The 26,461-nt window shown below is 36.0% G+C and carries 22 protein-coding genes; 5 read left to right on the top strand and 17 right to left on the bottom strand.

Annotated elements, in window-relative coordinates; all coding sequences use genetic code 11:
• The first annotated feature begins 350 nt into the window (after nt 1-350).
• A complete protein-coding gene (locus IPI15_RS10865; protein WP_287420304.1) occupies nt 351-3,344 on the top strand; it encodes a type ISP restriction/modification enzyme in 2,994 nt (997 codons plus the stop codon).
• Between the two features lie 19 nt (nt 3,345-3,363).
• Here the strand turns inward: IPI15_RS10865 and IPI15_RS10860 are convergent, their stop codons facing one another.
• The 7 genes from IPI15_RS10860 to IPI15_RS10830 form a co-directional block, all read right to left on the bottom strand.
• Nucleotides 3,364-4,251 carry an RES domain-containing protein gene (locus IPI15_RS10860; protein ID WP_287420302.1) on the bottom strand — a complete coding sequence of 296 codons (888 nt, stop codon included), beginning with the start codon at nt 4,249-4,251 and terminating at the stop codon, nt 3,364-3,366.
• 61 nt (nt 4,252-4,312) lie between these two features.
• On the bottom strand, nt 4,313-4,483 hold the full coding sequence (locus tag IPI15_RS10855; RefSeq protein WP_287420300.1) for a hypothetical protein: 171 nt from the start codon (nt 4,481-4,483) through the stop codon (nt 4,313-4,315).
• Between the two features lie 56 nt (nt 4,484-4,539).
• Complete coding sequence (locus tag IPI15_RS10850) at nt 4,540-6,288, bottom strand: DUF6371 domain-containing protein (protein ID WP_287420298.1); 1,749 nt, start codon at nt 6,286-6,288, stop codon at nt 4,540-4,542.
• A 56-nt stretch (nt 6,289-6,344) separates the two neighbouring features.
• A complete protein-coding gene (locus IPI15_RS10845) occupies nt 6,345-8,021 on the bottom strand; it encodes a DNA primase family protein (RefSeq protein ID WP_287420296.1) in 1,677 nt (558 codons plus the stop codon).
• Nucleotides 8,018-8,374, bottom strand: a complete 357-nt coding sequence (locus IPI15_RS10840) for a helix-turn-helix domain-containing protein (protein ID WP_287420294.1) — start codon at nt 8,372-8,374, stop codon at nt 8,018-8,020. The genes IPI15_RS10845 and IPI15_RS10840 overlap by 4 nt, the downstream gene beginning before the upstream one ends.
• 46 nt (nt 8,375-8,420) lie before the next feature.
• A complete protein-coding gene (locus IPI15_RS10835) occupies nt 8,421-9,206 on the bottom strand; it encodes a hypothetical protein (RefSeq protein ID WP_287420293.1) in 786 nt (261 codons plus the stop codon).
• Nucleotides 9,207-9,422: 216 nt separating this feature from the next.
• Entirely contained in the window at nt 9,423-10,676 is a 1,254-nt protein-coding gene (locus IPI15_RS10830) for a tyrosine-type recombinase/integrase (RefSeq protein WP_287420291.1), read from the bottom strand.
• Nucleotides 10,677-11,185: 509 nt separating this feature from the next.
• On the opposite strand from IPI15_RS10830, the gene IPI15_RS10825 reads away from it, so the two are divergent.
• Entirely contained in the window at nt 11,186-11,443 is a 258-nt protein-coding gene (locus tag IPI15_RS10825) for a heavy metal-binding domain-containing protein (protein WP_287420290.1), read from the top strand.
• A 1,083-nt stretch (nt 11,444-12,526) separates the two neighbouring features.
• Nucleotides 12,527-15,469, top strand: coding sequence for a DNA polymerase III subunit alpha (locus tag IPI15_RS10820; RefSeq protein WP_287420288.1), 2,943 nt, complete (start codon nt 12,527-12,529; stop codon nt 15,467-15,469).
• A gap of 330 nt (nt 15,470-15,799) precedes the next feature.
• On the opposite strand, the gene IPI15_RS10815 is transcribed toward IPI15_RS10820, so the two are convergent.
• The 10 genes from IPI15_RS10815 to IPI15_RS10770 form a co-directional block, all read right to left on the bottom strand.
• Nucleotides 15,800-16,441, bottom strand: coding sequence for a polysaccharide deacetylase family protein (locus IPI15_RS10815; RefSeq protein ID WP_287420286.1), 642 nt, complete (start codon nt 16,439-16,441; stop codon nt 15,800-15,802).
• Nucleotides 16,442-17,344: a beta-ketoacyl synthase chain length factor gene (locus IPI15_RS10810; RefSeq protein ID WP_287420284.1), complete on the bottom strand. Its 903-nt coding sequence runs from the start codon at nt 17,342-17,344 to the stop codon at nt 16,442-16,444.
• Between the two features lie 158 nt (nt 17,345-17,502).
• Complete coding sequence (locus tag IPI15_RS10805; protein WP_287420282.1) at nt 17,503-18,693, bottom strand: beta-ketoacyl-[acyl-carrier-protein] synthase family protein; 1,191 nt, start codon at nt 18,691-18,693, stop codon at nt 17,503-17,505.
• Nucleotides 18,680-18,946 carry a phosphopantetheine-binding protein gene (locus IPI15_RS10800; RefSeq protein ID WP_287420281.1) on the bottom strand — a complete coding sequence of 89 codons (267 nt, stop codon included), beginning with the start codon at nt 18,944-18,946 and terminating at the stop codon, nt 18,680-18,682. The genes IPI15_RS10805 and IPI15_RS10800 overlap by 14 nt, the downstream gene beginning before the upstream one ends.
• Nucleotides 18,947-19,027: 81 nt before the next feature.
• Nucleotides 19,028-19,588, bottom strand: coding sequence for a hypothetical protein (locus tag IPI15_RS10795; protein WP_287420280.1), 561 nt, complete (start codon nt 19,586-19,588; stop codon nt 19,028-19,030).
• The gene (locus tag IPI15_RS10790; RefSeq protein ID WP_287420278.1) at nt 19,585-20,709 is read right to left on the bottom strand and encodes a beta-ketoacyl synthase N-terminal-like domain-containing protein; all 1,125 of its coding nucleotides are present in this window, start codon (nt 20,707-20,709) and stop codon (nt 19,585-19,587) included. The genes IPI15_RS10795 and IPI15_RS10790 overlap by 4 nt, the downstream gene beginning before the upstream one ends.
• Before the next feature lie 45 nt (nt 20,710-20,754).
• The gene (locus tag IPI15_RS10785) at nt 20,755-21,186 is read right to left on the bottom strand and encodes an acyl-CoA thioesterase (protein WP_287420276.1); all 432 of its coding nucleotides are present in this window, start codon (nt 21,184-21,186) and stop codon (nt 20,755-20,757) included.
• A 6-nt stretch (nt 21,187-21,192) separates the two neighbouring features.
• Nucleotides 21,193-21,630: a hotdog family protein gene (locus IPI15_RS10780; RefSeq protein ID WP_287420272.1), complete on the bottom strand. Its 438-nt coding sequence runs from the start codon at nt 21,628-21,630 to the stop codon at nt 21,193-21,195.
• A gap of 5 nt (nt 21,631-21,635) precedes the next feature.
• A complete protein-coding gene (locus IPI15_RS10775; RefSeq protein WP_287420270.1) occupies nt 21,636-22,838 on the bottom strand; it encodes a hypothetical protein in 1,203 nt (400 codons plus the stop codon).
• 443 nt (nt 22,839-23,281) lie between these two features.
• Complete coding sequence (locus tag IPI15_RS10770) at nt 23,282-24,604, bottom strand: M23 family metallopeptidase (protein ID WP_287420268.1); 1,323 nt, start codon at nt 24,602-24,604, stop codon at nt 23,282-23,284.
• Between the two features lie 257 nt (nt 24,605-24,861).
• Between IPI15_RS10770 and IPI15_RS10765 the strand changes: the two genes are divergently transcribed.
• Both IPI15_RS10765 and IPI15_RS10760 read left to right on the top strand, forming a co-directional pair.
• Nucleotides 24,862-25,482 carry a hypothetical protein gene (locus tag IPI15_RS10765; protein ID WP_287420267.1) on the top strand — a complete coding sequence of 207 codons (621 nt, stop codon included), beginning with the start codon at nt 24,862-24,864 and terminating at the stop codon, nt 25,480-25,482.
• 20 nt (nt 25,483-25,502) lie between these two features.
• Nucleotides 25,503-26,336: an endonuclease/exonuclease/phosphatase family protein gene (locus IPI15_RS10760; RefSeq protein WP_287420265.1), complete on the top strand. Its 834-nt coding sequence runs from the start codon at nt 25,503-25,505 to the stop codon at nt 26,334-26,336.
• Nucleotides 26,337-26,461: the final 125 nt, after the last annotated feature.

The raw sequence follows: 26,461 nt of genomic DNA, 5'->3' as shown, positions 1-26,461 counted from the left end.
TGGAAATGATGGGTATTTGGCTTTATACACCTAAACGGATTTATTTTAACTTGCAAAATCAATATATTACTATAATGTAATGCCTTTAAATAACTTTGGATGTACCAAATTTATTTAAAGGAATAAATATTAATTTTACTTTGTAAAATAAGCTATGTGTATTTAGGTTGTATATAATAAGGATTAACTGAGTCCTTGTTTATGTTTTTTGATTAGTCAAGCTTATAAAATATTATTACTCCTAAATAATTTAATATTCAATGACTAAAGTTATTTAAAATCATTTGGAATTTTCCTCATTATATTATTCATGATAAATTTCTAACTTCGACTTCCTAATTTATTTTTTCATGACAATATCACAGTACATTGAGAACATTGCAAATCGTTATAAGCATGGCAATGCTACCGAACACACTTACAGAGGAGATCTGCAGCAACTGATTGAGAGTATCGTTCCGGATGTCAGAGCAACTAATGAACCAAAGAGGCAATTATGTGGGGCCCCTGATTACATACTAACTAAGAAAGAAATACCGGTAGGATTCATCGAGGCAAAGGATATTGGAGATAAGGATCTTTCAGGTTTAAAGAAGACTGGAAATAAGGAGCAGTTTGACAGGTACAAAGCTTCACTCAACAATCTCATATTTACTGATTATCTTGACTACCACTTGTATATTGATGGGGTGTTTGTAACAAAGGTTACTATTGGGGAAATAACCGACAAAGGCATTAAACCTCTTTCTGAGAACTTTCAGTCTTTTGAAAACTTAATCAAAGACTTTAGTGGTCATATTGGGCAGACAATTAAAAGTAGTAAAAAACTAGCTGAAATGATGGCCGGCAAAGCCAGGTTGTTATCTGATGTTATTGAAAAAGCTTTGACAAGTGATGAAGATAATAATGAGAACAGTACTTTAAAGGAGCAAATGCAGGCTTTTAAAGAAATCCTCATACATGATATCACACCTAAAGGATTTGCAGATGTTTATGCTCAAACTATTTCCTACGGACTATTTGCAGCTAGGCTTCATGATCCAACCTTACCGACATTTAGCAGGCAGGAAGCTGCAGAACTCATGCCTAAGTCTAATCCATTCTTAAGAAAGCTTTTTGGGTATATTGCAGGCCCAGACCTAGATGATCGTATAAAATGGATCGTGGATAGCTTGATTGACATTTTCCTAGCATGTAATGTTGAAGAGATCCTTAAAAATTACGGAAAGTCAACAAAGATGGAGGATCCGATCATTCACTTTTATGAAACTTTTTTAAGTGAATATGATCCAAAGTTGCGAAAAGCCAGGGGAGTATGGTACACTCCTGCTCCAGTAGTTAACTTCATAGTTAGGGCAGTTGACGATATTCTAAAGTCGGAGTTTGGACTGAGTGAAGGTTTGTCTGATACCAGTAAAACAAAGATAAAAGTAGAATCATTCGGAAAAAGGGTAGAGCAGGAAGTACATAAAGTTCAGATATTGGACCCTGCCACCGGAACTGGTACCTTCCTGGCAGAGGTAGTGAAACACATCCACAAGGATTTCGAAGGGCAACAAGGAATCTGGAGTAACTATGTTGAAAAACATTTGATTCCCCGGCTAAACGGGTTTGAACTTCTAATGGCTAGTTACGCTATGGCTCATTTGAAACTTGATCTGCTTCTTACTGAAACAGGTTATAAGCCTACGACTAATCAAAGGTTCAAAATATATCTAACTAATAGCTTAGAAGAGCATCATCCGGATACTGGTACATTGTTTGCTAACTGGCTAAGTACTGAAGCAAATGAGGCGAATTATGTGAAAAGAGATACACCGGTTATGTGTGTGATCGGTAATCCACCATATAGTGTAAGTAGCATCAATAAGGGACCTTGGATTGAAAATCTGATTACAGATTATAAAAAAAATTTACAGGAAAAAAGTTACAATTCATTATCAGATGATTATGTAAAGTTTATTAGATACGGTCAACATTTTATTGAAAAGAATGAGAATGGGATATTAGCATTCATATCAAATAATAGTTTCATAGATGGGTTGGTTTTTAGACAAATGAGAAAAAATTTATTAGAATGCTTTGATAAAATTTATATTCTTGATCTCCATGGAAATTCGAAGAAAAAAGAAACGAGTGCTGATGGTACAAAGGACCAAAATGTATTCGATATTATGCAAGGGGTTTCAATCTCTATTTTTATTAAAAAGAATGCAACTAAAAAAACCAATAAATGCGAAATATTTCATTGTGATTTATTTGGTATGAGAGAAGTCAAGTATAGGTTCTTACTGAACCAAAGCCTTAACAATATAGAATGGAAAACTCTAATCCCATCAGAACCAAATTACTATTTCATAAATAAGGACTATGTTAATATTGAAACCTATGAAAAAGGATTTAAAGTCGACAATTTATTTCTGATATATTCAAGTGGGATCAAGACACATGATGATGCGAATTTAATAAGTTTTGAAAAATACAATGAAAAGAATGAGGTTTACTACTTTAGACCATTTGATATTAGAAACATTCATTATGATCTTAAAAAGGTTCAACGACATAGGTTTTCAGTAATGAAGAATATGCTAGAAGATAATATTGCAATTCTTTTACCGCGGCAAGCTATAACAGAGAAATTTGGCTTCTTTTTAAGTAAAGGGTTAACCGATATAAATTATACGGGTACTGCGGGTCAATTTGGAGCAGGAATGACATTCCCCTTGTATGTTTATGCAAATGATAATGAAATTAATTTTGATAAGAGTTTAGGAAGAAAACCGAATCTTAACTTATTAATTGTTGATGAAATTAGTAAAAGAATTGAGTTGCAATTTAATCTTCAAAGTTCAGAACAAATAGATTTTTTTACCCCACTGGACCTATTAGATTATATATATTCAGTTTTGAATTCGCCTTCCTACCTTAAAAAGTATAAAGAGTTCCTGAAAATTGATTTTCCTAGGATTCCTTTTCCAAAAGATGTTAAGTCTTTTAGGCAATTTGTAAAATTAGGGGGTGAGTTAAGAAAAGTACATTTTTTAGAAAGCGATGTTATCAGAAAACCTTTTACTAAATATCCAATAAATGGAAACAATCTAGTGACCAAGCCTGTATTCTTGAACAATTCAGTTTATATTAATGATACCCAACATTTTCAAGGAGTGTCACAATCTGTTTGGGAGTTTTACATTGGTGGCTATCAACCTGCCCAAAAGTGGTTAAAAGATCGAAAGGGTAGGGTGCTCGAGTTTGAAGACATTCAACACTATCAGAAAATTATTGTTGCGCTGTCGGAGTCGATCAGGATAATGGAGGAGATTGATAAGATTGAGATAGAGTAAAGTATTTAATGAGCACCGACTATCTTATTCCTGACCATCCTTTAATAATCTCGAAATTAACATCATCAATTGGTTCCCATTTAATTTTGCCTTCATTGATTCTTCCAAATTTTAAAGGGTCCATTCCTATTTTATTTTCTTCGTTCGGCGTTTTTCTAAATTCCATGATGGAGTCTAATTTTAAAGTATTTGCAAAAGTCGGACTAAAAACAAAATTGGATCCCAAACCTTGACTTTCGTAACTTGGATAAACAATAAAATCATGATTTCTTTCATAAAGTAATTTATGGGAAATCCATGAACTCAAAACATAGGGAGTTGGTTCTTCTCCAAATATCTCATAAAGAAACTGTTGGAGATATTCTAGGTGTTCGATATGGATCTCATTTGATTTCCCCATTTGATTAATCATTTCTGAATGGATTTTTTGACCTAAGCCAAACAAAAGATTCTCACTTCTCACTGATCTTGGAATTATTACACTCGCTTTAAAAGATGTGATATCTTTTGAGATTTTCCATTTCCCACAGTATCCAATACTCTCATCTGGCATTTTTGATTCTCTAATCGCAACAGCAGGATTGTGCGAACAGTAAAATACAGGATGGCCTTTAATATTACCTCTGCCAAAGGGTGTATTTTCAATTGGTGGCATTGAAAAAGTTAAAGGATTACTTATATCTTCATGGTCCCCGACGTTAGTTCTAACCCTGAATGGTGTAAAATTTCTAAAGTCGTTTTTTTCATAAATCGCAGTGTTACCTGGAAAAATAATAGCATTTTTGAAATAGTATTTTTCAATTTCAACTAGATTGTTTTCAAGATGACTTATATTTTTTAGGTTTTGAAGATTTGATTTATATTTCTCAAAGCTGGGTAGTTCATCCAATTCGTTAATTCTTTGCATTTATTTAATTTATGCCTAATATACAGAAATAGTAGCTGCATGATTATAATGAGTAGGTTATTTATTTTTTATAACCTCCTACAGTTTCAAATAATGATTTGAGATCCGGACTAGTTCTCAATCTTGGCATTGTTTGTTTTGCTTTTTCGATTTCAGAAAACACCCATTTTTTTAAATGGCTATCGGTGATGGTCTGGGATGCCCTAGCCTCTAAGGCAATTAAATCTTCCATATTGAAGTATTGTTTTTCTAGCGGTTGCGGTGGAATATTCCCATTCTCCTCAATCCCTATTTTCTCGACTTTAATTGTTTCAATTGTCGATGAACTTTGATTAATAAAAATGTGTTGTTGGATTCTTCACTTTTTTCACATTCTTCACAACTCATACTAATTGTAGTGAGAGCTTTTTTCCTTTTACCATGACTCCTGAAGGAACGCCAATCCATTTGGATCAGGTAATCCGCAATGTCGAAGCCTTCCAGTCTGTCCTCAGCTGGAGCCCATTTTTCCAAAAGCTTAGAGAAAATGAAACGAGTGCCTGACATTTTGATTTTCATTTTTTTGATCTTTTGTTGCCATTCAATAAAAGTACTCCCATCTCTCGAGAGATCCGGAAAGATTAAAACTTCCCTACCTTTCAAAACTTTGAGTTTATCATACTTGATACTACTTTTGTTATAAACTGCTAACCAAATTAGATCTTCAGGGCTTTCCGGAAATCCATAATATAAAGTTCCATAAATCGCTGTCTTGGGAGCCTCCACGATAGCCACCGGGTTATTTGGATATTTAGATAAAAGGTGTTCACCGAACAAACAGGATATAACTTTCTCATTTTTATCATACTTGAGTAACCAAGAGGGATAGGCTTCATTACTCTTATTATATCCTTTTTTTAATAGAGAATGTAAATAATCAGTTGCAATTGTGTGGTTAGATTTGTCAAACTTTTTGACTTGTACGGCTCTGATCTTATTGGACCCATCAATGAATGGAAAGGTTGCAGCGCCCACCATATATTGGTCCAGAAAAGTACCCAGGTAATATTGCGATATCACTTTTTCAATATCTTTAGTTTCAAGGGGGAATTTTACATTTGAAAGTAAATTTTGAATAAAATGGTTCTGGTTATAATATTCACTTTTTAATGTATCATTTAGTACTTCATAAGGAATATAGGATCTTTTCGATTTTATCTGTTCGATTGAAATGGTGCGAAATTCTTTGTTTATGTGTCTAACAGTATCTTGCTCAGCCAGGTATCTTATTTGCCTAAACTTGCCCTGCTGGTTGTCAAGCTTTATAAGAATACTTGTATACTTATATACATATTGTTCGATCTTTCTATAGATGGCATAAGCATATTTTAAATGCCTTTCCTTTTCATTATGTGTTATTGTGCCTAGCTGAGGGACATATAGCAGCCCGGCTATTCCTTTGCCACTATTAGACTTCCAGCTCAAGAGAGATATCTCCATTAAAATTTGGAAGACAGAATCATTAACTGCCTTATTAAGTAAAGTTTGATTTTCATTTTCTTTGACATCAAGGTCAAAGAATAATAGTGGTATCGGATTAATACAGAATTCACCGCTGGTGCCTTCTCTATATACCCCCTTAAGTATAGCAGGGTTGGTGTGTTTATTGTTTTCTGCTTTTCTAAATTTGTTTAGTCTATCTGTCAAACCAAATATTGAATAGTAGTTGATTGGCAATCCTGTTCTACCATCGGGAAAAGTTTCAATTTCAGTGAACATAACTTGTTTGCAATCCAGCTTAGATGGACCTTCAAATGTTATTTGAATATCGATGTCAGGGGTTCGTAATTTTGAGAATACATTCGTTTTTTCTCCTTCAAATCCGGTTGTATAGGGATTTATGTGATATGAGCAGTTTGCTTCACGGTCACAGCGCCCATACATTTCTGGCAGATACTCTTTTGCATTAATATTAATGTACCTCACAAATCTCTTTTTATTACAAGACGGGCAGACGTGCTTTTTACTTGTTGGTTCGAGAATATATTTGTAACTCATATCCTAAAATGTGAAAGATGTGAAAAATGTGAAGGTTTAGAGAAAATATTTAATACTTAAAAATTTTGGGGGACCCGGGTTAAATAAGCAATATTTTTTCCCGTACCGCCCTCCCTGCCCTGTTGTATCCCTGAGGCTCTGAGTTGCTTTGTGAAATTTATCCTTTTAAAGTATAGGAGCCCACTCTCAATGCAAAAGTATTTGTACTCATCATACAAGTCTTTTACGAGTCGAGAATTTTTGGGATCTGGCTCATATTCGTGTTCTTTTAAAAATAGTTTAACGCTATTACTCTCAAGCTTATATTGTTCCAATGCCTTATGAGCTGCATCGCAATAAGTAAACTTTTTTTGTAATAATAATCTCCTTAGACCTTCCAATGCCCAGTTGAAAACTCCAGAAAGCTCATTTCCTATGATTTTTGTATGTAAGCTTTTATCCTGCTCCGCCTCTGGAATAGTTACGTCAAAAGGTATAATCAGGAATCTTCTAAAGTATGCGGCCGTATGCTCAACATCTTTCGGCAATTCATTACAATTAAATATCAATTTTGCATATTGAGTTAACATAAAAGGTTGTCCATATGGCAGACGAGCTTCTACTGGTTCCCCAGATACTAACTGTTTGAAAATAGATGTTTCTAAGTTCCCATTTATCTCACTAGCGTAGTTGACCAGTACATTTGCTAATTTTGCCCTGTAATATCCCTCCCTGGCAGTAAGGCTTTGTAGTGAATATGAACTAACATTTTCACTGCCTAACATTGCATTAATAATTTCGAAGAAGACCGATTTACCATTGGCCCCTGAACCATACAATATCAATGCCTTTTCTTCTTTTAGTGAATTACTGCCATGTTTTACAAATAAGTACCCTATAAATTCAGCAAGGACATCTTGACTGGCTTTATCCGGAAGCACATGATTAAGATAATGCTCATAAAGGGGTGCTTTTGATTCAGAATCATATTTGAAAGGTAACTGATATGTAATAAAGTCGGCTTGATTAAAGTGTCTTAATTGAGTTTGTTTATTACTTATTTCAAAGGTACCATTAAGCATGTTAATCATAACTAAATCATTATTACATTCAGGAGCTGGCAAATGAGCTGTAGCAAGAAATTGTTTATAAAGTAGATCTTTAAATTGAAAGTAACGTGCATCATATTTATTGACCCCCATAGCCTCTGCAGCTTCACCAATAAACTTCTGTAAAATATCCTTATCTAGATTTGACCAATATGCTCCATTGAATAAATAAATAAATGATTGGTTCTTACATAGTCCCCATTTATTGTCTCCAGCAATCTCTAGGATATTTTCAATTGATAGAATTATATAATGAGGAGGGCCGAGCTTTATTTTTTCTAATTGTTTATTAATAGTATTCAGTAAACTTCTATCTTTTTCGAAGTTGTCAGTTGCATTTGGCATGCCATCAGAATTGATAAGCTTTTCCTCCAATTCAGCTTTTTGCTTTCTTAGGTCATGAACGACGGGAAATGCAAGTGCCTCAAAATCCAATGGCTCAATTTGGCTAATCAGTTGCTCCAAGATTTTGTTATGCGGTATTGTGTTTCCAGGGACAAATAATTCTTCAATTTCATTTATAAATGGTTCCGGATTATTTAAATCAATAAAAACGGGTTCAATCTTAATTAACTCCGTGCTATTTTCATTAAATTTGCCTTGTTCTTCGCCAGAAGATATTAAGGCTTGATCGTGTTTACTCATGATTTAGCCTTATTTTTTGCAAATTTATTTTGGAAATATTCCTCCAACTCGACCTTGGTTTTTCTCCTTCCTTCTTTTATCCAATTGGTTAGCTCTACCCTAGAGAAATAAAGCCTCCGTCCTCTTTTATTATAAGGTAAAATATTTTTGTTAACCAGGCCATATATCGTATGTATTGATAAGGATAGAACCTTTGCTGCCTCTGTAATATTGATATACTCTTCTTGGTTGGAGGTATTTGCCCTATGAGAATCATGTGCCTTAAGACATACAGTAACACAATCAATGATAAGTTTTTTTAAATTATCTGTTGACTCTATTACTAAAGTATTTTCAATTTTTGTGTTTTCCATTGCTATATTTATTTTAACAATACAAAGACACAACAACTAACTTTCTTTACTTTCTTTTGCTTTCTTCGGAAGAATAAATAGAAAATAAAGTTAACATCTCTGTTTCTAACTCATTATAATTCAATCTACTATAAAATTTAGATAATTCACTTCCATTAGCTGTAAGATTGATTCCTACCAAAGTATCATTGAAATAGCGTATTAATGTCTTTTTAGGCAGTCTATTCTTGAAAATAGGTTGAATTGTTACAAATGTTCTGTAAATAACTTTAATTATGCCTTTAGACCCATTGTATATATAATTATTTTTATCATCAATAATGGATTCATTCATGTTTTGCAATACTCTAAAAAATAATGATGAATGTTCTGGATTAATGTAAATGTCAGAAATTGTATACTTTACGTCAGTAACGATTTTTATTTTTGGAGTATCCACCACAGAGTCAATTTCTTTAATGTTTGAAGAACGAAATCCATTTAATTGATCAATCTGAAACTCAATAAACTTCACTTCTTCTTTACATTTACTAATTAAAGTTGCATATTCCTGACCTGGTAACAACTTTTGAAATTCATTTATGAATTCATGTAACTTATATAATTGTTGTTGAAGTGTTGGCAATATTTTAATATGCCTTTTAACCCGCTTGTCAAAATCTGTAGTATGATCATCGAAATCAAAATTCTCTTTATCTAAATGAATTTCGATTTTATAAAATAATATTTCGACTTCCCTGTATGCATCATACCCTTCAGAATTATAGGACGTGTGATCTGTTTCATTTTCAATGTAATCTAAAAACAACTTAGAAAATAATGTTTGTGCCAAAGTGAAAGTTTTATCTTGCTGAGATAGCTTTCTATGGTTTTAGAATTTTGATAGTTAAGAATGTAAAATTTATAGGTTTTATCTAAACGGCGAAAAAATTTAATATAGTCTTCATCTTCAGAGAAATATCCATACTTAAACCCATTTTTCTTTACATCACAGGTAAATTTGTTAATTGTTAACCCGTGTCTTGTTATTATCGTCATGATGCTTAAATTATTTGAAGTTCATAATATCCATTGCGAATTCTTTTTTTGCTTCATTGTCGAACCCAGCGAAATATCCCTGTGTAGTTTTTAAGTGTCCATGACCAAGGCTTTCCTGGATAAACTCTAAAGTCGCACCCTTTCGGATTGCTAAAGTTGCAAATGTATGTCTTGCCCAATATGTTGAAACTTCGCCTGAAAGGCCATTCGCAATACATAGCTTCTTAATATGCTGATTGACATATTTAATAAAATTTTTGATAGATGAATTCTTTGATATTGGATCGCTACCGGGTTTAATTATATCGAAAACATAGCTATCCGGTTTTTTTTCTTGACTTCCGTATTTATTAATAATAGTAAAAGCATCTTCATGTAGATACACTGTTATGGGTTTTATATTTGTCTTAGAAGTTTTTATGGTTTTCGCTCTGATGAATACAATTTTGTCAATTTGAATATCCTTATATTTTAAATTAGCTATGTCCTTAAAGTTCATACCATTTAAAAGATATGAAAGGAACCAAAAATCTTTAGCTTTAATCTGTTCCGGTGTTGAAGGTTCAGATAACCAAAGCGTTTTCATATCTTCCTTGGAAAGGGCCTTTTTAACTTTCGTTGCTGATGGTGGTTGATATTTAGATTTTCCAAAAGGGTAATAATCCCTTGGAATGCTCCCAGCCTCTATAGCTTCATTATAAATTGTTCGGAATGTTCTAAGGTACATTGAGATAGTAGTAGAGCTCTTTCCTCTTTTTCTCATAAAGATTTCATAATCCTCCAGCCAATCTTTATTGATATCAATTAATGAGAGTTTTCCAAAAGCATGGCTCCTTCCGTCATTTTGAAATATCTCAAGAGATCTTTTCGCAAATGCATAATTATTAGAAGTCCCAATCTGGCCTCGTTTTCTGAGTTTTTCAATTGACTCTTGATAGAGAAAAGCAACATTAGCCTCATCACCCTTTCTCATGGAAAGTTTTTTCTCAAATATTTCAAAGCTAAAGGTTGGAAGATCTTTTGCAATGCTTTGAGCTCTACTTAAGATAGCCTGTAGTTCAAGTTTAGTAGATTTGTCTTCATTTCTGGGTCTCTGCGTATTCCAGGTTCTCTCAAACTCAATCTTACTTAGATCATACTTGGTTGGATAAAGCTTTTGTATACGTGGATGCTGGGTAAATACCCTTAATTTTACTGGGTACTTGCCATTTGCCTTCTCTCTTCTTGTATCAAGAAAAATAGTAATTGTACAGTTGTTATTCATAGGATAGCATTTACTTTTCAAAGATAAGTCATTTGCATACTATTTGCATACAAAATATATAAATAAAACTAAATAACAATAAATAACGCTAAGTGGGATTGCTTATAATCAATAGTGGATATGAGTTATAACATATAACACAAAAACATAATAAGTATGATGTACTGCCTGGCAGGCAAGAGGTCGTCGGTTCGAGCCCGGTATTCTCCACTGGAATTTGAAAGGGTTTTGAGGCTTGGGCTTCGGAACCCTTTTTTTGATTTATATTCAGCGCAGAAACATATTCGGAACATTTACATTTTCACTAACAGCATAGTATATCAATTTTCAGTTCATTATCTATATTCTAGTCAGCGATTTACTCAAAGCCCTATCTTACTTTGAATGCAATATGAATCATACAGATTATAATAATTCTTACTAAACTACAATTCCCAATAATATCTCCTTTTCATCCTTAGATTGTTATATTTGTGGGAATTTCTTTCATTTAACTTAAATCAATTCAAATGTCTAAATCAATTTTAATTATTACCCTGGGACTTTTTATCGGCACATTTACGGCTTGCGGTCCTAAAGAAACAAAAACAGAAACCACTGAACAAGTAGAAGTTACTACTACAACTACTACTGACACGACTTCTATGGAAGTTGCAGAAAAAGTAGTCTATCAATGTCCTATGGATTGTGAAAAAGGCAAAACATATGAGGTGATGGGTATCTGTCCTGTCTGTAAGATGGATCTTGCGAAAGTAGAGGAGAAGTAGCGCGCTGGCGTGTTAGCGCATTAGCAATTTAGAGTATTAGCTCGTTACTTAAAGAAGATTATTCAGTGGAAACTGGAGCACTCACCACTGGTTAACTGTTCCACTCACCACTGGTTAACTGTTGCACTTTATTTTTAGTTCGCTTCGCTTTTGACTTTAGTTCGCTGTGCTTTGGTCTTTAGGTCGCTGCGCTTTAGGCTTTGGGTCGCTGCGCTTTGGTCTTTAGCTTTTTACGTAAAAAAGATTAATTATTGGAAACTGGTGTATTTGTCACTAGTTCACTTACTGCTTTGGTCGTTGCGCCTTGGGCTTTAATAGCGCGTTGGTCCATTTGCCTTTTATGTAAAAAAGAACACGGGTTCCCGAGATAAAATTAGTTTCACTGTAGGGATAGGTCGCGACCTGTCCTTACAGTGAAACTAATTTTATCAACATATTTCTGTTAAATTGATCTATAGCTTTCTAAGTAAATCAAATAAGCTAGCATAAACTGGGGCACTTCGTATTTAGGTCGCTGCGCCTTTGTCTTTATGATCTCTGTGCGTTGGTGTTTGGTCTCATGCTGAGCAATGTTAAAGTGCAAGACCTGTCCCTACCGTCTTTTATTAACATATTTCTGTTAATTTGGTCTTTAGGTTTTTACGTAAAAAAATTATTCAGTGGAAATTGGGGCACTCGCTACTGGTACAATTTAATTAGATCCCTGCGCTTTGCTCTGGCGCATTAGGTAGTACTTTAATGATGAGCAATATTAAGAACAAGAGTTTCCAAGATAAAAGAATTTGCACTGTAAGGACACGTCGCGACCTGTCCCTGCAGGGCAAATTCTTTTATTAACATATTTCTGTTATTTTATTCTTTGGCTTGTCAGGTAAGAAAGATTATCCAGTGCAATCTGGTGTACTTTGTATTTAGGTCGCTGCGCTTTGGTCTTTAGCTTTTTACGTAAAAAGATTATTCTGTTCAAACTGGTGCACTCATCACTAGTCAACTGCTGCACTTATCACTGGTGTACTTCTCGTCTTTTTAAAATAATGACGAATAAATCGTCTAATTTGACGAAATAATCGTCATATTTGTACCATGTTTCTGAACGCACATTCATGGTTTAGTCTTCGGTATGGGACGCTGTCCCCGGAGAAACTCGCTGATATCGCTGTGAGTCAAGGTATTAAAGCTTTGGCCATGACGGATATCAACAATACTTCGTGCGCCTTTCAGTTTATTCAGGCATGTGAGAAAAATGGTGTCAAACCGATTCTGGGTATAGAGTTTCGTCGGGATAACAAGTTGTTGTACATCGGGATCGCCAGAAATGTCAATGGCTGGGCGGGTCTCTGCCGCTTGCTTTCAGAATCTTCCATCGATGATATTGAACTGCCGGCATGCGCTCCGGAGATCCCCGATACTTATTTTATATACAGGACCTTCCCGAAAGAGATCACCACCTTCCGTTCGGACGAGTTTTACGGCATACGCCCGGAGGAAGTGAATACATTATACGCTTCGCCCCTCCGCAAACATATGGACAGGCTCTTGGCCTTTGCGCCCCTTACCTTTGCGGATGAAGACGGTTGGAAAGTACATAAACTGCTGCGCTGCATCGACCTCAACATTCTGCTCACCAAACTTGAAAAGAGGGATCATGCGCCGAAGACGGAAGTGCCCATGACAGAAGCAGCCGTCAGAAAGGCTTTTGAAAATTTTCCTGCCATCATTGCCAATACAGAGGCCATCATAGATGACTGTTCCATCACGATGCTCGCCCACAACGACAATAATCGTAAGGCATTTACTGCTTCAGAAGCCGATGATCAGGTATTGCTCACTAAACTCGCAAAGAGTGGCTTGTCCAGAAGGTATCACAACAATGCCAAGGCTGTACAAAGAGTAAATTCCGAACTAAAGGTCATCCTCGAACTCGGCTTTTGCGCCTATTTTCTCATCACCTGGGACATCATAAAATATGCCCGTTCAGCAGGTTACTTTCATGTAGGGCGGGGTAGTGGCGCCAATTCTATCGTGGCATACTGCATGGGCATCACGGATGTGGATCCCCTCGAACTCGATCTGTATTTTGAAAGATTTATCAACCCACACAGGACCTCCCCGCCGGATTTCGACATCGACTTCTCCTGGGATGAACGGGACGATGTGACAGATTATATTTTTAAAAGATATGGCCGGGAACATACCGCACTGCTGGCTACCTACAACACTTTCAAAGGCAAGTCCATCATCCGTGAACTTGGTAAAGTGGTCGGACTGCCCGCCAAAGAAATCGACCTCATCGTGGATGAACCTTTCGCTTCTGACAAACATCATCCCTTCGCAGCACATATATTCAAGTATGGAAAGATGATGGAAGGTTTTCCGAATTACCTTTCTATTCATGCGGGAGGCATCCTAATCAGTGAAAAACCGCTATACGAACATACTGCTCTGAAACTAATGCCAAAGGGTTTTCATGTGACGCACTTCGATATGTATGGCGGTGAAGACTTACACCTGCATAAGTACGATATACTGAGTCAACGAGGACTTGGACACATCAAGGAGGCCATAGACATCATTGGTCGCAATCAAAACAGGCTCGTAGATGTACACGACATCGAAAGGATTAAAATCGATGAAGGTGTTCGGGATAAGTTGCGTTCGGGCAGGTGTATCGGTTGTTTTTATATAGAATCGCCTGCCATGCGCGGCCTCATAAGTAAGTTAAAATGTGACAATTATATCCATCTCGTGGCTGCCAGCTCCATCATCCGTCCGGGCGTGGCCAAGTCTGGCATGATGCGGGAGTATATCCAGCGATCGCACAATGTGGACAAGATCGTCTACCTGCATCCGGTATTCGAAAAGCATCTGAGCGAAACCTTTGGTGTCATGGTCTATCAGGAAGATGTAATGAAGATCGTGCATTATTTTGCGGGGCTGGGACTGGATGAATCTGATGTGTTGCGACGTATTATGACGGGCAAAAAGAAGAACTCCGATACTTTTTACAAGCTGATGGACAAGTATTTTAAAAATTGTTCAGAGCGTGGCTACAGCAGGGAATTGGCGGAAGAAGTGTGGCGACAGATCGAGAGTTTCAGCGGATATTCATTTTGTAAGGCACACTCGGCGAGCTATGCGGTGGAATCTTTTCAGAGTCTGTATCTCAAGACTTATTATCCCATAGAATTCATGGTGGCCGTCATCAATAACTTTGGTGGATTTTATACGACGGAGCTATACGTACATGAAGCGCGTATGAGTGGCGCCACGGTACATCCTCCATGTGTCAATATGAGTAATAGCCTCACCTGTGTCCATGGTATTGATGTGTATATTGGTCTGGGCCTGATCAAAGAATTGCAACATAAGGTCATTCAGGATATTGTCTTTCAAAGAGAATTGGAAGGTGATTATCACAGTCTGGAGGACTTTGTCAACCGGGTGAAAATAGAAAGTAAACAATTGGATCTGCTGATTAAAATCGGCGCATTCAGGTTTACCGGCATGAATAATTTTGAGTTGATGTGGGATAAATATGCGGTCTATAATCCTGTCCAGCAACAATCCGTAGGCTTAACCTGCCTATTCGAATCAGAGCACGTGCCACACACATTGCCACCTATGCCCAATCTACAACATGCGCAGGCCTTCAATGAATGGGAGCTGCTTGGATTTCCGCTGTGTTCACCGTTTTCTTTGGTGGAAGATGAAATTCCCAATCATATTAAGGTGGACCAAATGTCGGCTTATACAGGCAAAAAAGTGACCATGGTCGGTTATTATGTGGCGTACAAACCCGTCCGTACTGTTAATAAGACCATGATGTATTTCTATACCTGGGTAGATGAGGAGGGTGCCTTCTTTGACACGGTACATTTTCCTAAAGCGGTGGAAAGGTCGCCATATCGGGGACGCGGTTGTTACATCATCAAGGGCAGGATCGTGGAGGACTTTGGATTTCCTTCGCTGGAGGCGGAGTGTATGGATAAGATGAATTGGGTGAAGGATGAAAGGTATTCGGATTGAGATTTTTGTAAGATGGATGAAGGTGTGAACTCAGATTCTCATGATGTTCAAGATCTCGGTATGATTTTTTCAAGATGAGCCTTTGGTTTTAACCAGAGGGTTAAAGGAACGCAGATTCTCATGATGGCTATGATCAGCATGTGATGTATAATTGTTGATAGTGAAGAAATAATTAAGATGATCGAAATCCTGAAAACCCCGGTAGGGGTTAAACAATAATAGCCCCGGGTAAAACCCGGGGTGAAGAAGCAAACTACCAACCCCGGAGTGGGTTGAATAAATAATTTATTTACAATTTTCTTTAATAGTAAATCAGCATGAACTTCGCGTTCAATTGCCGTTGGTTTTAACCAACGGAAAAAATAAAGTCAGCGCTTCCACACACTGAGGATTCGTATCATGCATCAGGATGATAGAAGAAGGTCTGATGGAATTCTGTAATTTCTTCACAATAGCTGAAGGATCTTTTGCGACAGTATCAAAAGTACGCAGATTCCATGCCATCAATTGCATACCACTTTTGATGACGGCTTTCGCTATAGAAGGATTGGTAACACCAAAAGGGGGGCGAAAAAATATTGGCTTAATTCCTGTAACCTTTTCTATGATGTCATTAGTAGAGGTGATCTCGAGAATATATTTCTTTGAGTCGGCAAAAGTCCCTGATACATCATGGTTGAAAGTATGATTGCCGATTTGGTGTCCTTCAGCGATAATTTGACGGGTGAGTTCGGGATATTTCTCAACGTTTTTACCAATACAGAAAAAAATTGCCTTTATATTATTTACCCTGAGAATATCTAGTACTTGTGGTGTATAAATAGGGTGGGGGCCATCGTCAAAAGTAAAAAGTGCTTCGGTCCCTTTATGGTCACAAATTCCTTTTATGAATATTCCGGCACGGATAGCAAAGACCGCATAGGTCATGAAGACCAGAAAAAGTAATATAAAGCCGAGTATAAACCACCACATCTATTGTTTCTTTTCGATAATTATGATGGACGTATTTGTGGCATCACCTCCAAAGCAAACAACTCGATTATAGTTGAAATCGAACTTGTTTTCAACAAATAACTTACAAGCAAAAGCCAACGCGATTGCATCATTGACAAAAATATTTCCAAGAAGACGTGAAATATTAATACCAGATAAAGAAGTAATACTATTTTCTAAATTAGGATTGGCGTTGACTAGAAAAGTATTCTGAGTATTGTATTTATCTAATTTTAAGCCGGCAGTTTTTTTGATTGAAGCATCAATTATCTGTATATCACCTACTTGTCCGTTTTTGCTAATGATAAAAGATGCTGCACCTTCCGTCCACACTTGATCACCGCATTCACTCATACCATCAATAATAGATTCGACTTTGTCAGGCATTTCATCAGCACCTACGATCAGATATTGTTGACCACTGTTTTGTCTGATGCGAGATATACCATCTTCCAATGCCTTGTAGAAAGAAAAATATCGCTGAGACCAGGTCATGTTATATCCATGATTTTTGAGCATGATGCCCAACGTTCCTGATAGCGTATTGTGCGTAGATTGAATAAAAGCTGTAGGAGTCAATAAGTGTTCTTCTCTGGAAATCATATTCTCAAGAAAAGCCAATGTGTCTGCGGTACATCCCAGTCCTGTCCCTGTGATAATGCCGTCCAATTCATTTGAATTTATCTTTTTCAGACACCTGAGTGCTGAAAAAACACCCATTTTTAAGATCTTGCTGAGGCGGCGCATTGACCTGACATCAAGTAATTCTTCATAATCCGGTTCGATGACGGCATAATCAGAAAAGGGTACATCATGCTCTAAGTAATTAAAATCATCTACCAAGGATGAAATACTGAAATGGCTTTTTATATAGATATTCAAGCGTTGTAAATATTTAATTGAGTTGCGGTATTAAATAATGGTAGAAGGCTAATTTTAGATGTTAGATGGTATTTAGTGAATTGAATCATAGTTTTTCTTTTAATGTTGATTAGCTAAATTTATCTTTGAAAAGAACAAATTTGATTGCCAAAATTTATTTATTTACTGAAGATCAATGCTGAGCAGTTGCCACCGAATCCAAAGGCATTTGAAAGTACGTAATTGACTGGTTTTTGTTTTGTCAAAGAGAAAGAAGCAAAGTTATGACTTTGAATTTTTTCCTGATATCTAAGTGTTGGGTAAACTTCCTGATTAAGAATTGCCAAAAGGGAAAATACTGCTTCAATAGCACCTGAAGCCGCCAGTGTATGCCCTGTAAAAGACTTAGTAGAAGCAATATCTGGTACATTTTCAAATACCCTCTCAATTGCATTGCCTTCCGATAAATCGTTATTCAAAGTCCCTGTTCCATGTGCATTGATGTAGCTGATATCTGAAGGAGCTATTCCAGCATTTTCAATAGCTTGTGTGATAGCAAGATATGCACCAATACCTTCTTCTGAACTAGCCGTTTGATGATGAGAGTCATTGGTGTTGCTGTAGCCTGCGACGAAACCCAATATTTCAGCACCCCTTGAAATCGCATTTTCTTCTGTCTCAAGAAGTAGATAAGCTGCACCTTCACCCAAATTGAGTCCCTTACGGCTTTCATCCAAAGGACGACACAATTCCTTGTCCAGAATCATTAGTGAATTAAATCCATTGAGTGTAAATCTGCAAAGTGCATCAGATCCTCCTGCTAAAGCATACTGGCAATTACCTTCTTTCAACGACTCAGCTGCTCTACCTATGGCATTGGCAGCAGATGAACAAGCAGTAGATATCGTAAATTTATTTCCTTGGAGTTGGAAATAATCTGCGATCAGATCAGTATTCGCTCCGCAATCATGATATCTAAAATCATTGTGATTGATCTCTTTTCCATTACTTTTTTCCAAAAGTAAATCCTCAGAAATATCTATGCCTCCTACAGTAGTTGCATAGTAAAAATCGATTTGTTTTTCATGTGAAAGACCTCCCATTTTCAGACATTCGTCGATAGGCGGAATACTAATTAGCACTGAACGAGGAATTTTTGAATCAGCTTTAAATTTTGTTGATTCTTGGAGTTCTTTATTAGTTTGTTTTATTTCACCACAAGGAAGAATGCCGCTGTGCTTTGTTTTGAGGATCGAAATATCTGTAATGCCACCTTTATTATTTTGTAAACTCGCATGATTAGCATCCACGCCTTTGCCAAGACTCGTGAAAATGCCCATGCCGGTAACTACAATCTTATGACGGGACATTCATTCTGGTCTTAGAAATATACTCTGCGATAGATCTTACAGATGAAAATACTTCACGAGCTTCATCCTGATCTTTGAATTTGATGCCATAATCATTGTCCAGTAGCACGATGATCTCAAGAGCGTCGATTGAATCTAAGCCTAGACCGGCTCCGAAAAGCATAGCATCATCCTCGATCTGCTCAGGAGTGAGGTGCTTTAAATTTAATTGTTCAATTAATTTCTCTTTTAATTCTAAGATCAAATCCTGCATCACTATATTATAAATTATTAGATTTTGAGAGGGCAAAGGTAATAGTTATTGTCTAATTGAATTAATTAATCATCCTTGGTCTCAGATCAATGATACCAATTCAAGTCTATAAGAATAATAATTTTCTTCCAGATTTGTTTCAACATAGCCCAATATACAAGCATCAATAGGTTGGGATAATGCAGCTAATTGTAATTGTTCCTTCAAAAATGCTGCATCAAAATTGCTTTTTAAATAGAATGCATTATACCCTGACCAGCCATTTCTGATGGCCAACTCTCCATTGAGTATATTAGGAAGGGTGTATACAAACTCTGCAGGACTTTGAATCGCTCCTTTCTTTTCCAAACTGTTAGCATGTGGAAAGTCCGAAGTTATTGATGAAGAATGATTCACAAATATAGTTGCAATACGGTCCTTTGGAATAGAATTGATGAAAACTTCATGACCCGATAATAGATCTTCGACGCCGACAAATCCAAGTTTACAGAGATGATTCATCTTATAAAATTTGGGATAAAAAATATCTAATGATTTATAGATTGTTGTCAGATCATCAATAAGGATTTCCTGAGATCCATGTAAGTCTAGTTCGACAGTATTTATGACTTTAATCTTTATCATTTCATTTGTAAAAGTCATGATATATCAATTTTGGAAAATGATAAGACGCAATTACCTCCACCAAATCCAGAGGCACATTTAAAGATCGTATTTAATTGCTTTAATGTATCACTGGTTAAGATGTTAAGTTGTTCGACAGTTCCAGGATGCGAGTAGTTGACAGTAGCTGGGACTATATTGTGGGCCAATGCCAAAAGTGAAATGACAGATTCTATCACTCCAGTAGCTCCCAGTGTATGGCCATAAATGCCTTTCAATCCGAAACATTCGATATGATCAAAACCCATTCGGTTTAAAGCCACCGATTCCATATCATCGTTAAATATAGTTCCGGTGCCATGAAGTGAAATTGCATCAGGATTTTTCTTGATTGACTTACTCAGTTGGCTTAACGCTGTGAAAAGGCCTTCTCCGGTCCGCGAAGGTCCACTGATGTGATTGGCGTCATTTGTAACTATTCCGCCGTCGAATTCAATATCTGCCTGATCATTAAATGCACCCGAATCTGCACTTAATATCAAAGTAGCTGCTGCCTCACCAAGAGATATACCCTTTCTGTCCCGATCAAAAGGTCTTGCTGCTTCATCGCTCAATGCTTTTAGGCTATTAAATCCTGACATTGTAAATTCTGTGATTAGATCTACACCACAAATGATAGCGTTCCGGACTTTACCACTTTTAATATATGATGCTCCCAATTGAATAGCCTGGCTTCCTGAGATGCAAGCATTACTCAGAACGACAGTTGGAATTCCGCTTTTAAAATAATTATCTATCTGAATGCCAATATTATAAGGATAAAAAGAGGTATTCTTTTTAGATAATCTTTGCGGAATTTCCTGAATATCTCCCTTAGTTGTAGCAATTATGATGACTGAATCTGTAATGTCAATGTCAATCCCTTCCAAAGCCTTGTTGATAGATTCAATACTTATTAATGCGCATTTGGATTTAGATCCGTGATCAATTTGTAATTGTCTCCATTGATCCTCAGAGAGATATGAAGCAAATGTATCAAATCCATTGAATAATTGTTTAGGCTGGAGCGTAGTTGATTGATCTAGTACCCCATTCCAATGCTGGTCGATGTCTGAACCAAGACTGTTTACAATGCTACCACTTCTACAATATACTTTCATGAATGAATAATATCAGTTTTCAATATTTAATTAAATAAGGTTTATTTAAAGTCCCCATTTTTTCTTCCATTCAAGAAAGAATTCCGGATAATTTAATTGTAAACGATCCTCTTCGTCAATAAATACCTGAGTCGTGTGCCCTGAAGCTGCTAGTTGTCCATCAGAAACTCTGTAGAGCTCATATTCGAAAATAATCTTCGCTGCCATAGTATCTATAAACTTAACTTGTGTTACGATTTCATCACCATATTTCAGTGAACGTCTGTATTTGCAATCAATATCAACTATTGGAATTTTAAATCCATTAGCAGCTATTGTGAGATAATCAATGCCGTAATTTTTTCCAAACATTTCTCTTGCTTCCTCCAAGTATTGGATGTAATGGCCATGCCAAACTATACCCATGCTATCTACTTCACTGAAGCGGATATTTTGTAAGTGCTTAAATTCTAATGTTTTTCCTGTTATTCCGGACACAATAATCTAATTTGGTTGTTCTTCCATCAATACGATCTTCATAGAACAGTCAGCTAACAGAATTTCATCCTGAAAACATTTGCATTCAATTACGATGATATTCATTATTTGAGTTGTTTGTAGGACTTCCGTTCTGATGGTGGAACCTGCTGAAGGTAGTAAATAAATATTTGAATTGGTGATGGTACCAATAAATCCTGTTTTGGGCTTCAAGTTATTTTTATAGGCCTCGTAGCCAGATCTTAATGCTGCAGACTGCGCCATATTTTCAATCAAACCATATGCAGAAAGTACGCCATCTTCAATAAGAATATGATCAGTACCTATCCTGAAAACAGATTCGGTAATATGCTCATCATGACTCAGGATCTTATCTACCAGCAAAAAAGGAGGTCTCTGCGGAATTAGTTTTTCTACGTGAATATCAAAATTTATTTCGGACATAGGTTTTATTGCTCAAACAGACCTAGGCTCGCTCCGATCCATTCTTTATCTTTATTATACTTGACACCGACCATTTCACCTTTACTTAATCTGATCAAATTGTTAACTAACATTGGCGACTTATCATCCTCAGCCCATGTATGCATCATTCTAATTTCAAATTTAACAGGATCATTAGGGTCAGGGGTTTGAATGGCAGGAAAGTAGTTCACTTTCTCTTGTAAAATCCAATTTTCAGGATCTTTAACAGCATCAATATCTTCTTTTTTAACATGAAACTTAACGCCTGCACCTGAGAAAGAGAATAGTGGTTTTAAAACATAATTTTCAAGATCATCAGGAATAGAAGTAATAGTATTCAAGAACCTTGTATCCGGTATATAAGGATTGTCTTTAATATAAGGCATTGTATATTTACTGATTTTGAAAAACCAGTTTGGATGGCCAGCCCATTCCACATCAATGTCATCTCTGAAGTCAAATTCTGAGGTGATGTCAGTTCTTTGCTCCAACTCATCGAAAATTACTCTGTTATATATTCTATGTACAGCAATTTTTTTGCCACCTTCCAAATAATACAGATCCCTTCCTGCTTTTTTTAGGTCATTCAGATCCAACACTTTAATTCCTAATAACTGGCTGCACCCATAAAAATCTATAGCAGTATTTTGTTTATCCGGCTCTATTTCAAGCAAAATTACATTTTCAGGTTTATGCTTTCCGACAATTATCTTTTTAAGGTGTTCGATATAAGTTTGCTTATTCAAACCACTTAAAAACGGCGTAAAGGATGGAGGTATATCAAAATTTTCGCGGTAACTATCGTTAAGCAGACTTTGAAAACAATACAAAGATGGAAATCCCTGCATTTCTATTAATTTGGGTATAATGTTGCCATTTTTGTCTATCGTTATGCCGAAATCATATTGAATGAAAGTAGTATGATTATTTTCATTTGGCACCTCAAAGCCTAATTTACTTAAGGATTTAGCACTGTTTAGTTTAAAATCATCTGTCAGTAAATAATTCGATAATTGATCACAAGCATCGATCAATTGGGCCTTTAAGTCGTTAGGAATGAATATTGGTGTTTCTGCGATCCTAAATGTGGAAGCTTTACCAAACCCTGTATTGACAGAATTTAAAAGATTTTGATACTTCTCTTGTGTAAATTGGGAATTGTATTGCCTTCTTATTTCAGGTATCATTATTTCAACTATTTATTGAGGGTGAAAGTAGAAAAAGAAATCTAAATTCATTCAATAAATAAGAATATAGTTTTAAATTATCAGGTGGTCAGGTGATTATGTGGTCGGGTGATGAGTGGTCAGGTGATGAGTGATAAGGTGGTCAGGTCATCAGGTGATGAGGTGATGAGGTGATAAACTAAATACCTGAAGGGTTGACATTATTAAGAAAATATAAATTGGAGTTGTTTCAGAACCCCGAAGTTGATGACATTATGAAAGATTAATGAAAAGGGGAGAAGGTGTTAAGGATGGAATAATTCAAAAAGTTGTAAACATAGATGGAAACATTTTCCATTTTCTTTTAACCATATTCATGAGGGAACAAACTGACAACTGACAACTGACCACTGACAACTGACAACTGACTACTGACAACTGACTACTGACCACTGACCACTTTTTTACGGTTTCAATAAGATCAATTCTTCTTCTCCTTTTTTGATAACACCTTCTCCTGGTATAGGTTTGCCGATAGCGGCAAGTTTATTGAGCATATCATTTCTAAGAGATTTGAACTCAGATAAATTTCCTCCCGGGATTGGATTCGGTGCAGGCAATTTGCAAGATTTAGGATTGACCTGGCGGCCATTTTTCCAAAATCTGAAACATACATGAGGGCCAGTGGCAAGACCTGTGCTTCCAACATATCCGATCACTTGACCTTGTTTTACTTTTTGACCTCTTTTTTGACCTCTTGGGAATCTGCTCATGTGCAGATATTGTGTAGCATATGTGTTGTCATGTTTGATCTTCACAAAGTTTCCATTTCCACTACCATAACCCATAGCCTCAATAATTCCATCACTTACAGCAATTATTGGAGTGCCTGTAGGGGCTGCATAATCAGTGCCAAAATGTGGGATTACCTTATTCAATATAGGATGCAGTCTGGAAAGTGAAAATTTAGAAGTGATTTTAGCGTATTTTAAGGGTGCAGCTAAATATGATTTCTTCATTGGACGACCATCTTGATCAAAATATCCTTTATATTTTCCATTATCAAAAAAGAAAACATATTTTTCACCAAGACGACCTTTGTAATATGCTGCAAGTAACTTTCCAGCATCTACTTCCTGGCCTTCAATAGTGTTTTTCTCATAAACTAACTTAATAACATCTCCTTTTCCTGCTCTGCTCAAATCCATAGAGCACTCCATGGCATCTTCCATTTGACTGGCCAGGTCAGTGTCCATATCGTATTTCTTGATAGTCTGCCAAAGTGAACCTTCCATTGTACCAGAAACTACCTCAGTATTGGTTTGGACTGGTTTGTTGACTACCTTAATATTGTCCGGATTATTCATGTCAAACACGACATATCTGTATACGTCTGGTTCAAAAGCTATAAAATCAGGTTGATTTGTTATCTTATTTCTTAATATCGTTAATTGCATTCCAGGGTGAATGATCCTTGGATTGAATGATTTTTTACAACTTGCTATGATGTTGTAAGCTTGCGTGGTAGTTGTAGTATATTTATTAAGCAGTGTAATCAAAGATTCGCCTTCTTGCACTTCGATTGTTTCTGTTGAGAATGTATCAAGGACAAAACCAAATTTGAGGTTTGGTGTTTTAATGTCGAAACTGCCTAATGAAGCAATGTTATTCTTGTTGTATTTGGTTGAGAGATCGTAATTGTTAGGTAGAAGTTTAGAAAGGATTAGCGAGGATAAAATAAACGTAAATGCTAAACCGGTATGCTTAATAAGATTGTGTGTATTCACATTAAGTAGATAAAAAACTAACAATAAGGTTTCTAATAAAGTGTAAAAGTAAACATTGTTTTGAGATAACGAAACAAAAGGGTATTTATTTAATAATGCATTTAGTTGTTAAAATAAAATATTGTTTCGTTTTATTACCACTACTTGGTATATATTTGGTGTTTTTCTAGAATTGCACATAAAAAATTTTATAGAAAAAATAATTCTATAATTTATGTTAATTATTTGTTTATTGCTTTCTTTTATAATATGATTTAATGATAGGATTACTTACTGCTACTATTATTCTCAGCATCATTCATGCGCTTATACCTAACCACTGGTTGCCTTTGGTGGCTGTAGCCAAGGCAGAAAAATGGGAGGTTAAGGAGTTGATGCTTGTCGGGTTTGCATCAGCATTGGCTCACGTCCTAGGCACTATAGCTCTAGGCATCGTATTGGGTATGGTAGGACTTAAATTATCTGAAACCTTTGAATCTTATATCCATATTATAGCACCAGTAGTTCTTATAGTTCTTGGATTGATCTATTTCTCGCTAAATATTCCGCATCATCATCACTCACCTAAAGATGATGTCAAAACATACAAAAAAAGCAAATTGAGATGGGTCCTCATATTTATTGGGCTTATGTTTTTATCTCCATGCCTTGAAGTTGAAACACTCTTTCTTTCAGCCGGTGCATATGGGTTAAATAATGTTCTTTTACTTTCTTTAGTATACGGCTTATTCAGTGTTTTCTCTATTGTATTGTTGATTTATCTGGTATTCAAGGGTAGTAATTTTATCGCCCATAATGATTTTATAGAGCATAATGAAAAAAGAATTACTGGAATGGTGTTGATAATTATCGGACTAATTACTTTTTTTGTACATTAATTCATCAAAAATTAGATAAATTGATCAATAGGCTATCAATAATTTCCTTGGTGTTTTTTTTCGTAATTTCATTGAATGCGATTGCTTCTGATACACTAAAACTTACTTCATTCAATATTCGATTGTCTTCTGTAGATGATGGGATTAATAATTGGAATCTAAGAAAACCACTTTTAAAAGAATATCTCGAACGAAAGCGTCCCGATGTGCTTGGTGTCCAGGAAGCCTTACCGAATCAAATGAGTTACCTTGATTCTATTCCCGGCTATGAATATGTTGGTGTGGGTAGGGATAATGGTATGACTTTGGGAGAATATTCAGCTATTTTTTATAATTCTTACAAATTAGATGTAAAAGAATCAGGCACATTTTGGTTGTCAGAAACCTCCAATAAACCGACTAAGGGATGGGATGCTGTGTGCATGAGGATATGCACCTGGGCTCGCTTTAAAGATAAATCCAACAAAGAGTTTTACGTTTTTAATACGCATTTTGATCACATGGGTGTCAAAGCTAGAACAGAAAGTGCAAGACTGATTATGTCGAAAATTGCTCTTGTCGCTCCAGGATTTCCTGTATTTCTTTCAGGCGATTTTAACACAGAAGATGGCTCATTTCCTATTGAAATAATTAAGGATTTTATGATCGATTCAAGGGAAGCCGCGATTGAAAAGGATCGGTCAGACGGAAAAAGTTTCAATGGATTTATCGAGGACAAACCTGCGGCGATTAAAATTGATTTTATATTTATCAGACCGAATATCACCACATTATCCTTTCAAACGAATCAAGAAAAACCTCAAGGTCGATTTATTTCAGATCATTTTCCCGTGGAAGGGGTTTATACATACTAATGTTTAGGAGTAGGTTAGAAGTCAGTGGTCAGAAGTCAGAGGTCAGTGGTCAGAGGTCAGTGGTCAGTGGTCAGTGGTCAGAAGTCAGATTTTTAAAGATAAAAGTTAGAAATTCGTTCACGTAT

The organism is Candidatus Brachybacter algidus, assembly GCF_016707225.1.
Lineage (GTDB): Bacteria > Bacteroidota > Bacteroidia > Chitinophagales > Saprospiraceae > Parvibacillus > Parvibacillus algidus.
The sequence above is the reverse complement of the archived record's forward strand: the minus strand, read 5'-3'. Positions and strand labels throughout refer to the sequence as shown.

Excerpts from the sequence above, each read along its gene's own strand:
- IPI15_RS10865 (WP_287420304.1), top strand. The coding sequence starts at position 351 with ATGACAATATCACAGTACATTGAGAACATTGCAAATCGTTATAAGCAT.
- IPI15_RS10860 (WP_287420302.1), bottom strand. The coding sequence starts at position 4,251 with ATGCAAAGAATTAACGAATTGGATGAACTACCCAGCTTTGAGAAATAT.
- IPI15_RS10855 (WP_287420300.1), bottom strand. The coding sequence starts at position 4,483 with ATGGAAGATTTAATTGCCTTAGAGGCTAGGGCATCCCAGACCATCACC.
- IPI15_RS10850 (WP_287420298.1), bottom strand. The coding sequence starts at position 6,288 with ATGAGTTACAAATATATTCTCGAACCAACAAGTAAAAAGCACGTCTGC.
- IPI15_RS10845 (WP_287420296.1), bottom strand. The coding sequence starts at position 8,021 with ATGAGTAAACACGATCAAGCCTTAATATCTTCTGGCGAAGAACAAGGC.
- IPI15_RS10840 (WP_287420294.1), bottom strand. The coding sequence starts at position 8,374 with ATGGAAAACACAAAAATTGAAAATACTTTAGTAATAGAGTCAACAGAT.
- IPI15_RS10830 (WP_287420291.1), bottom strand. The coding sequence starts at position 10,676 with ATGAATAACAACTGTACAATTACTATTTTTCTTGATACAAGAAGAGAG.
- IPI15_RS10825 (WP_287420290.1), top strand. The coding sequence starts at position 11,186 with ATGTCTAAATCAATTTTAATTATTACCCTGGGACTTTTTATCGGCACA.
- IPI15_RS10820 (WP_287420288.1), top strand. The coding sequence starts at position 12,527 with ATGTTTCTGAACGCACATTCATGGTTTAGTCTTCGGTATGGGACGCTG.
- IPI15_RS10815 (WP_287420286.1), bottom strand. The coding sequence starts at position 16,441 with ATGTGGTGGTTTATACTCGGCTTTATATTACTTTTTCTGGTCTTCATG.
- IPI15_RS10805 (WP_287420282.1), bottom strand. The coding sequence starts at position 18,693 with ATGTCCCGTCATAAGATTGTAGTTACCGGCATGGGCATTTTCACGAGT.
- IPI15_RS10800 (WP_287420281.1), bottom strand. The coding sequence starts at position 18,946 with ATGCAGGATTTGATCTTAGAATTAAAAGAGAAATTAATTGAACAATTA.
- IPI15_RS10795 (WP_287420280.1), bottom strand. The coding sequence starts at position 19,588 with ATGACTTTTACAAATGAAATGATAAAGATTAAAGTCATAAATACTGTC.
- IPI15_RS10790 (WP_287420278.1), bottom strand. The coding sequence starts at position 20,709 with ATGAAAGTATATTGTAGAAGTGGTAGCATTGTAAACAGTCTTGGTTCA.
- IPI15_RS10780 (WP_287420272.1), bottom strand. The coding sequence starts at position 21,630 with ATGTCCGAAATAAATTTTGATATTCACGTAGAAAAACTAATTCCGCAG.
- IPI15_RS10775 (WP_287420270.1), bottom strand. The coding sequence starts at position 22,838 with ATGATACCTGAAATAAGAAGGCAATACAATTCCCAATTTACACAAGAG.
- IPI15_RS10765 (WP_287420267.1), top strand. The coding sequence starts at position 24,862 with ATGATAGGATTACTTACTGCTACTATTATTCTCAGCATCATTCATGCG.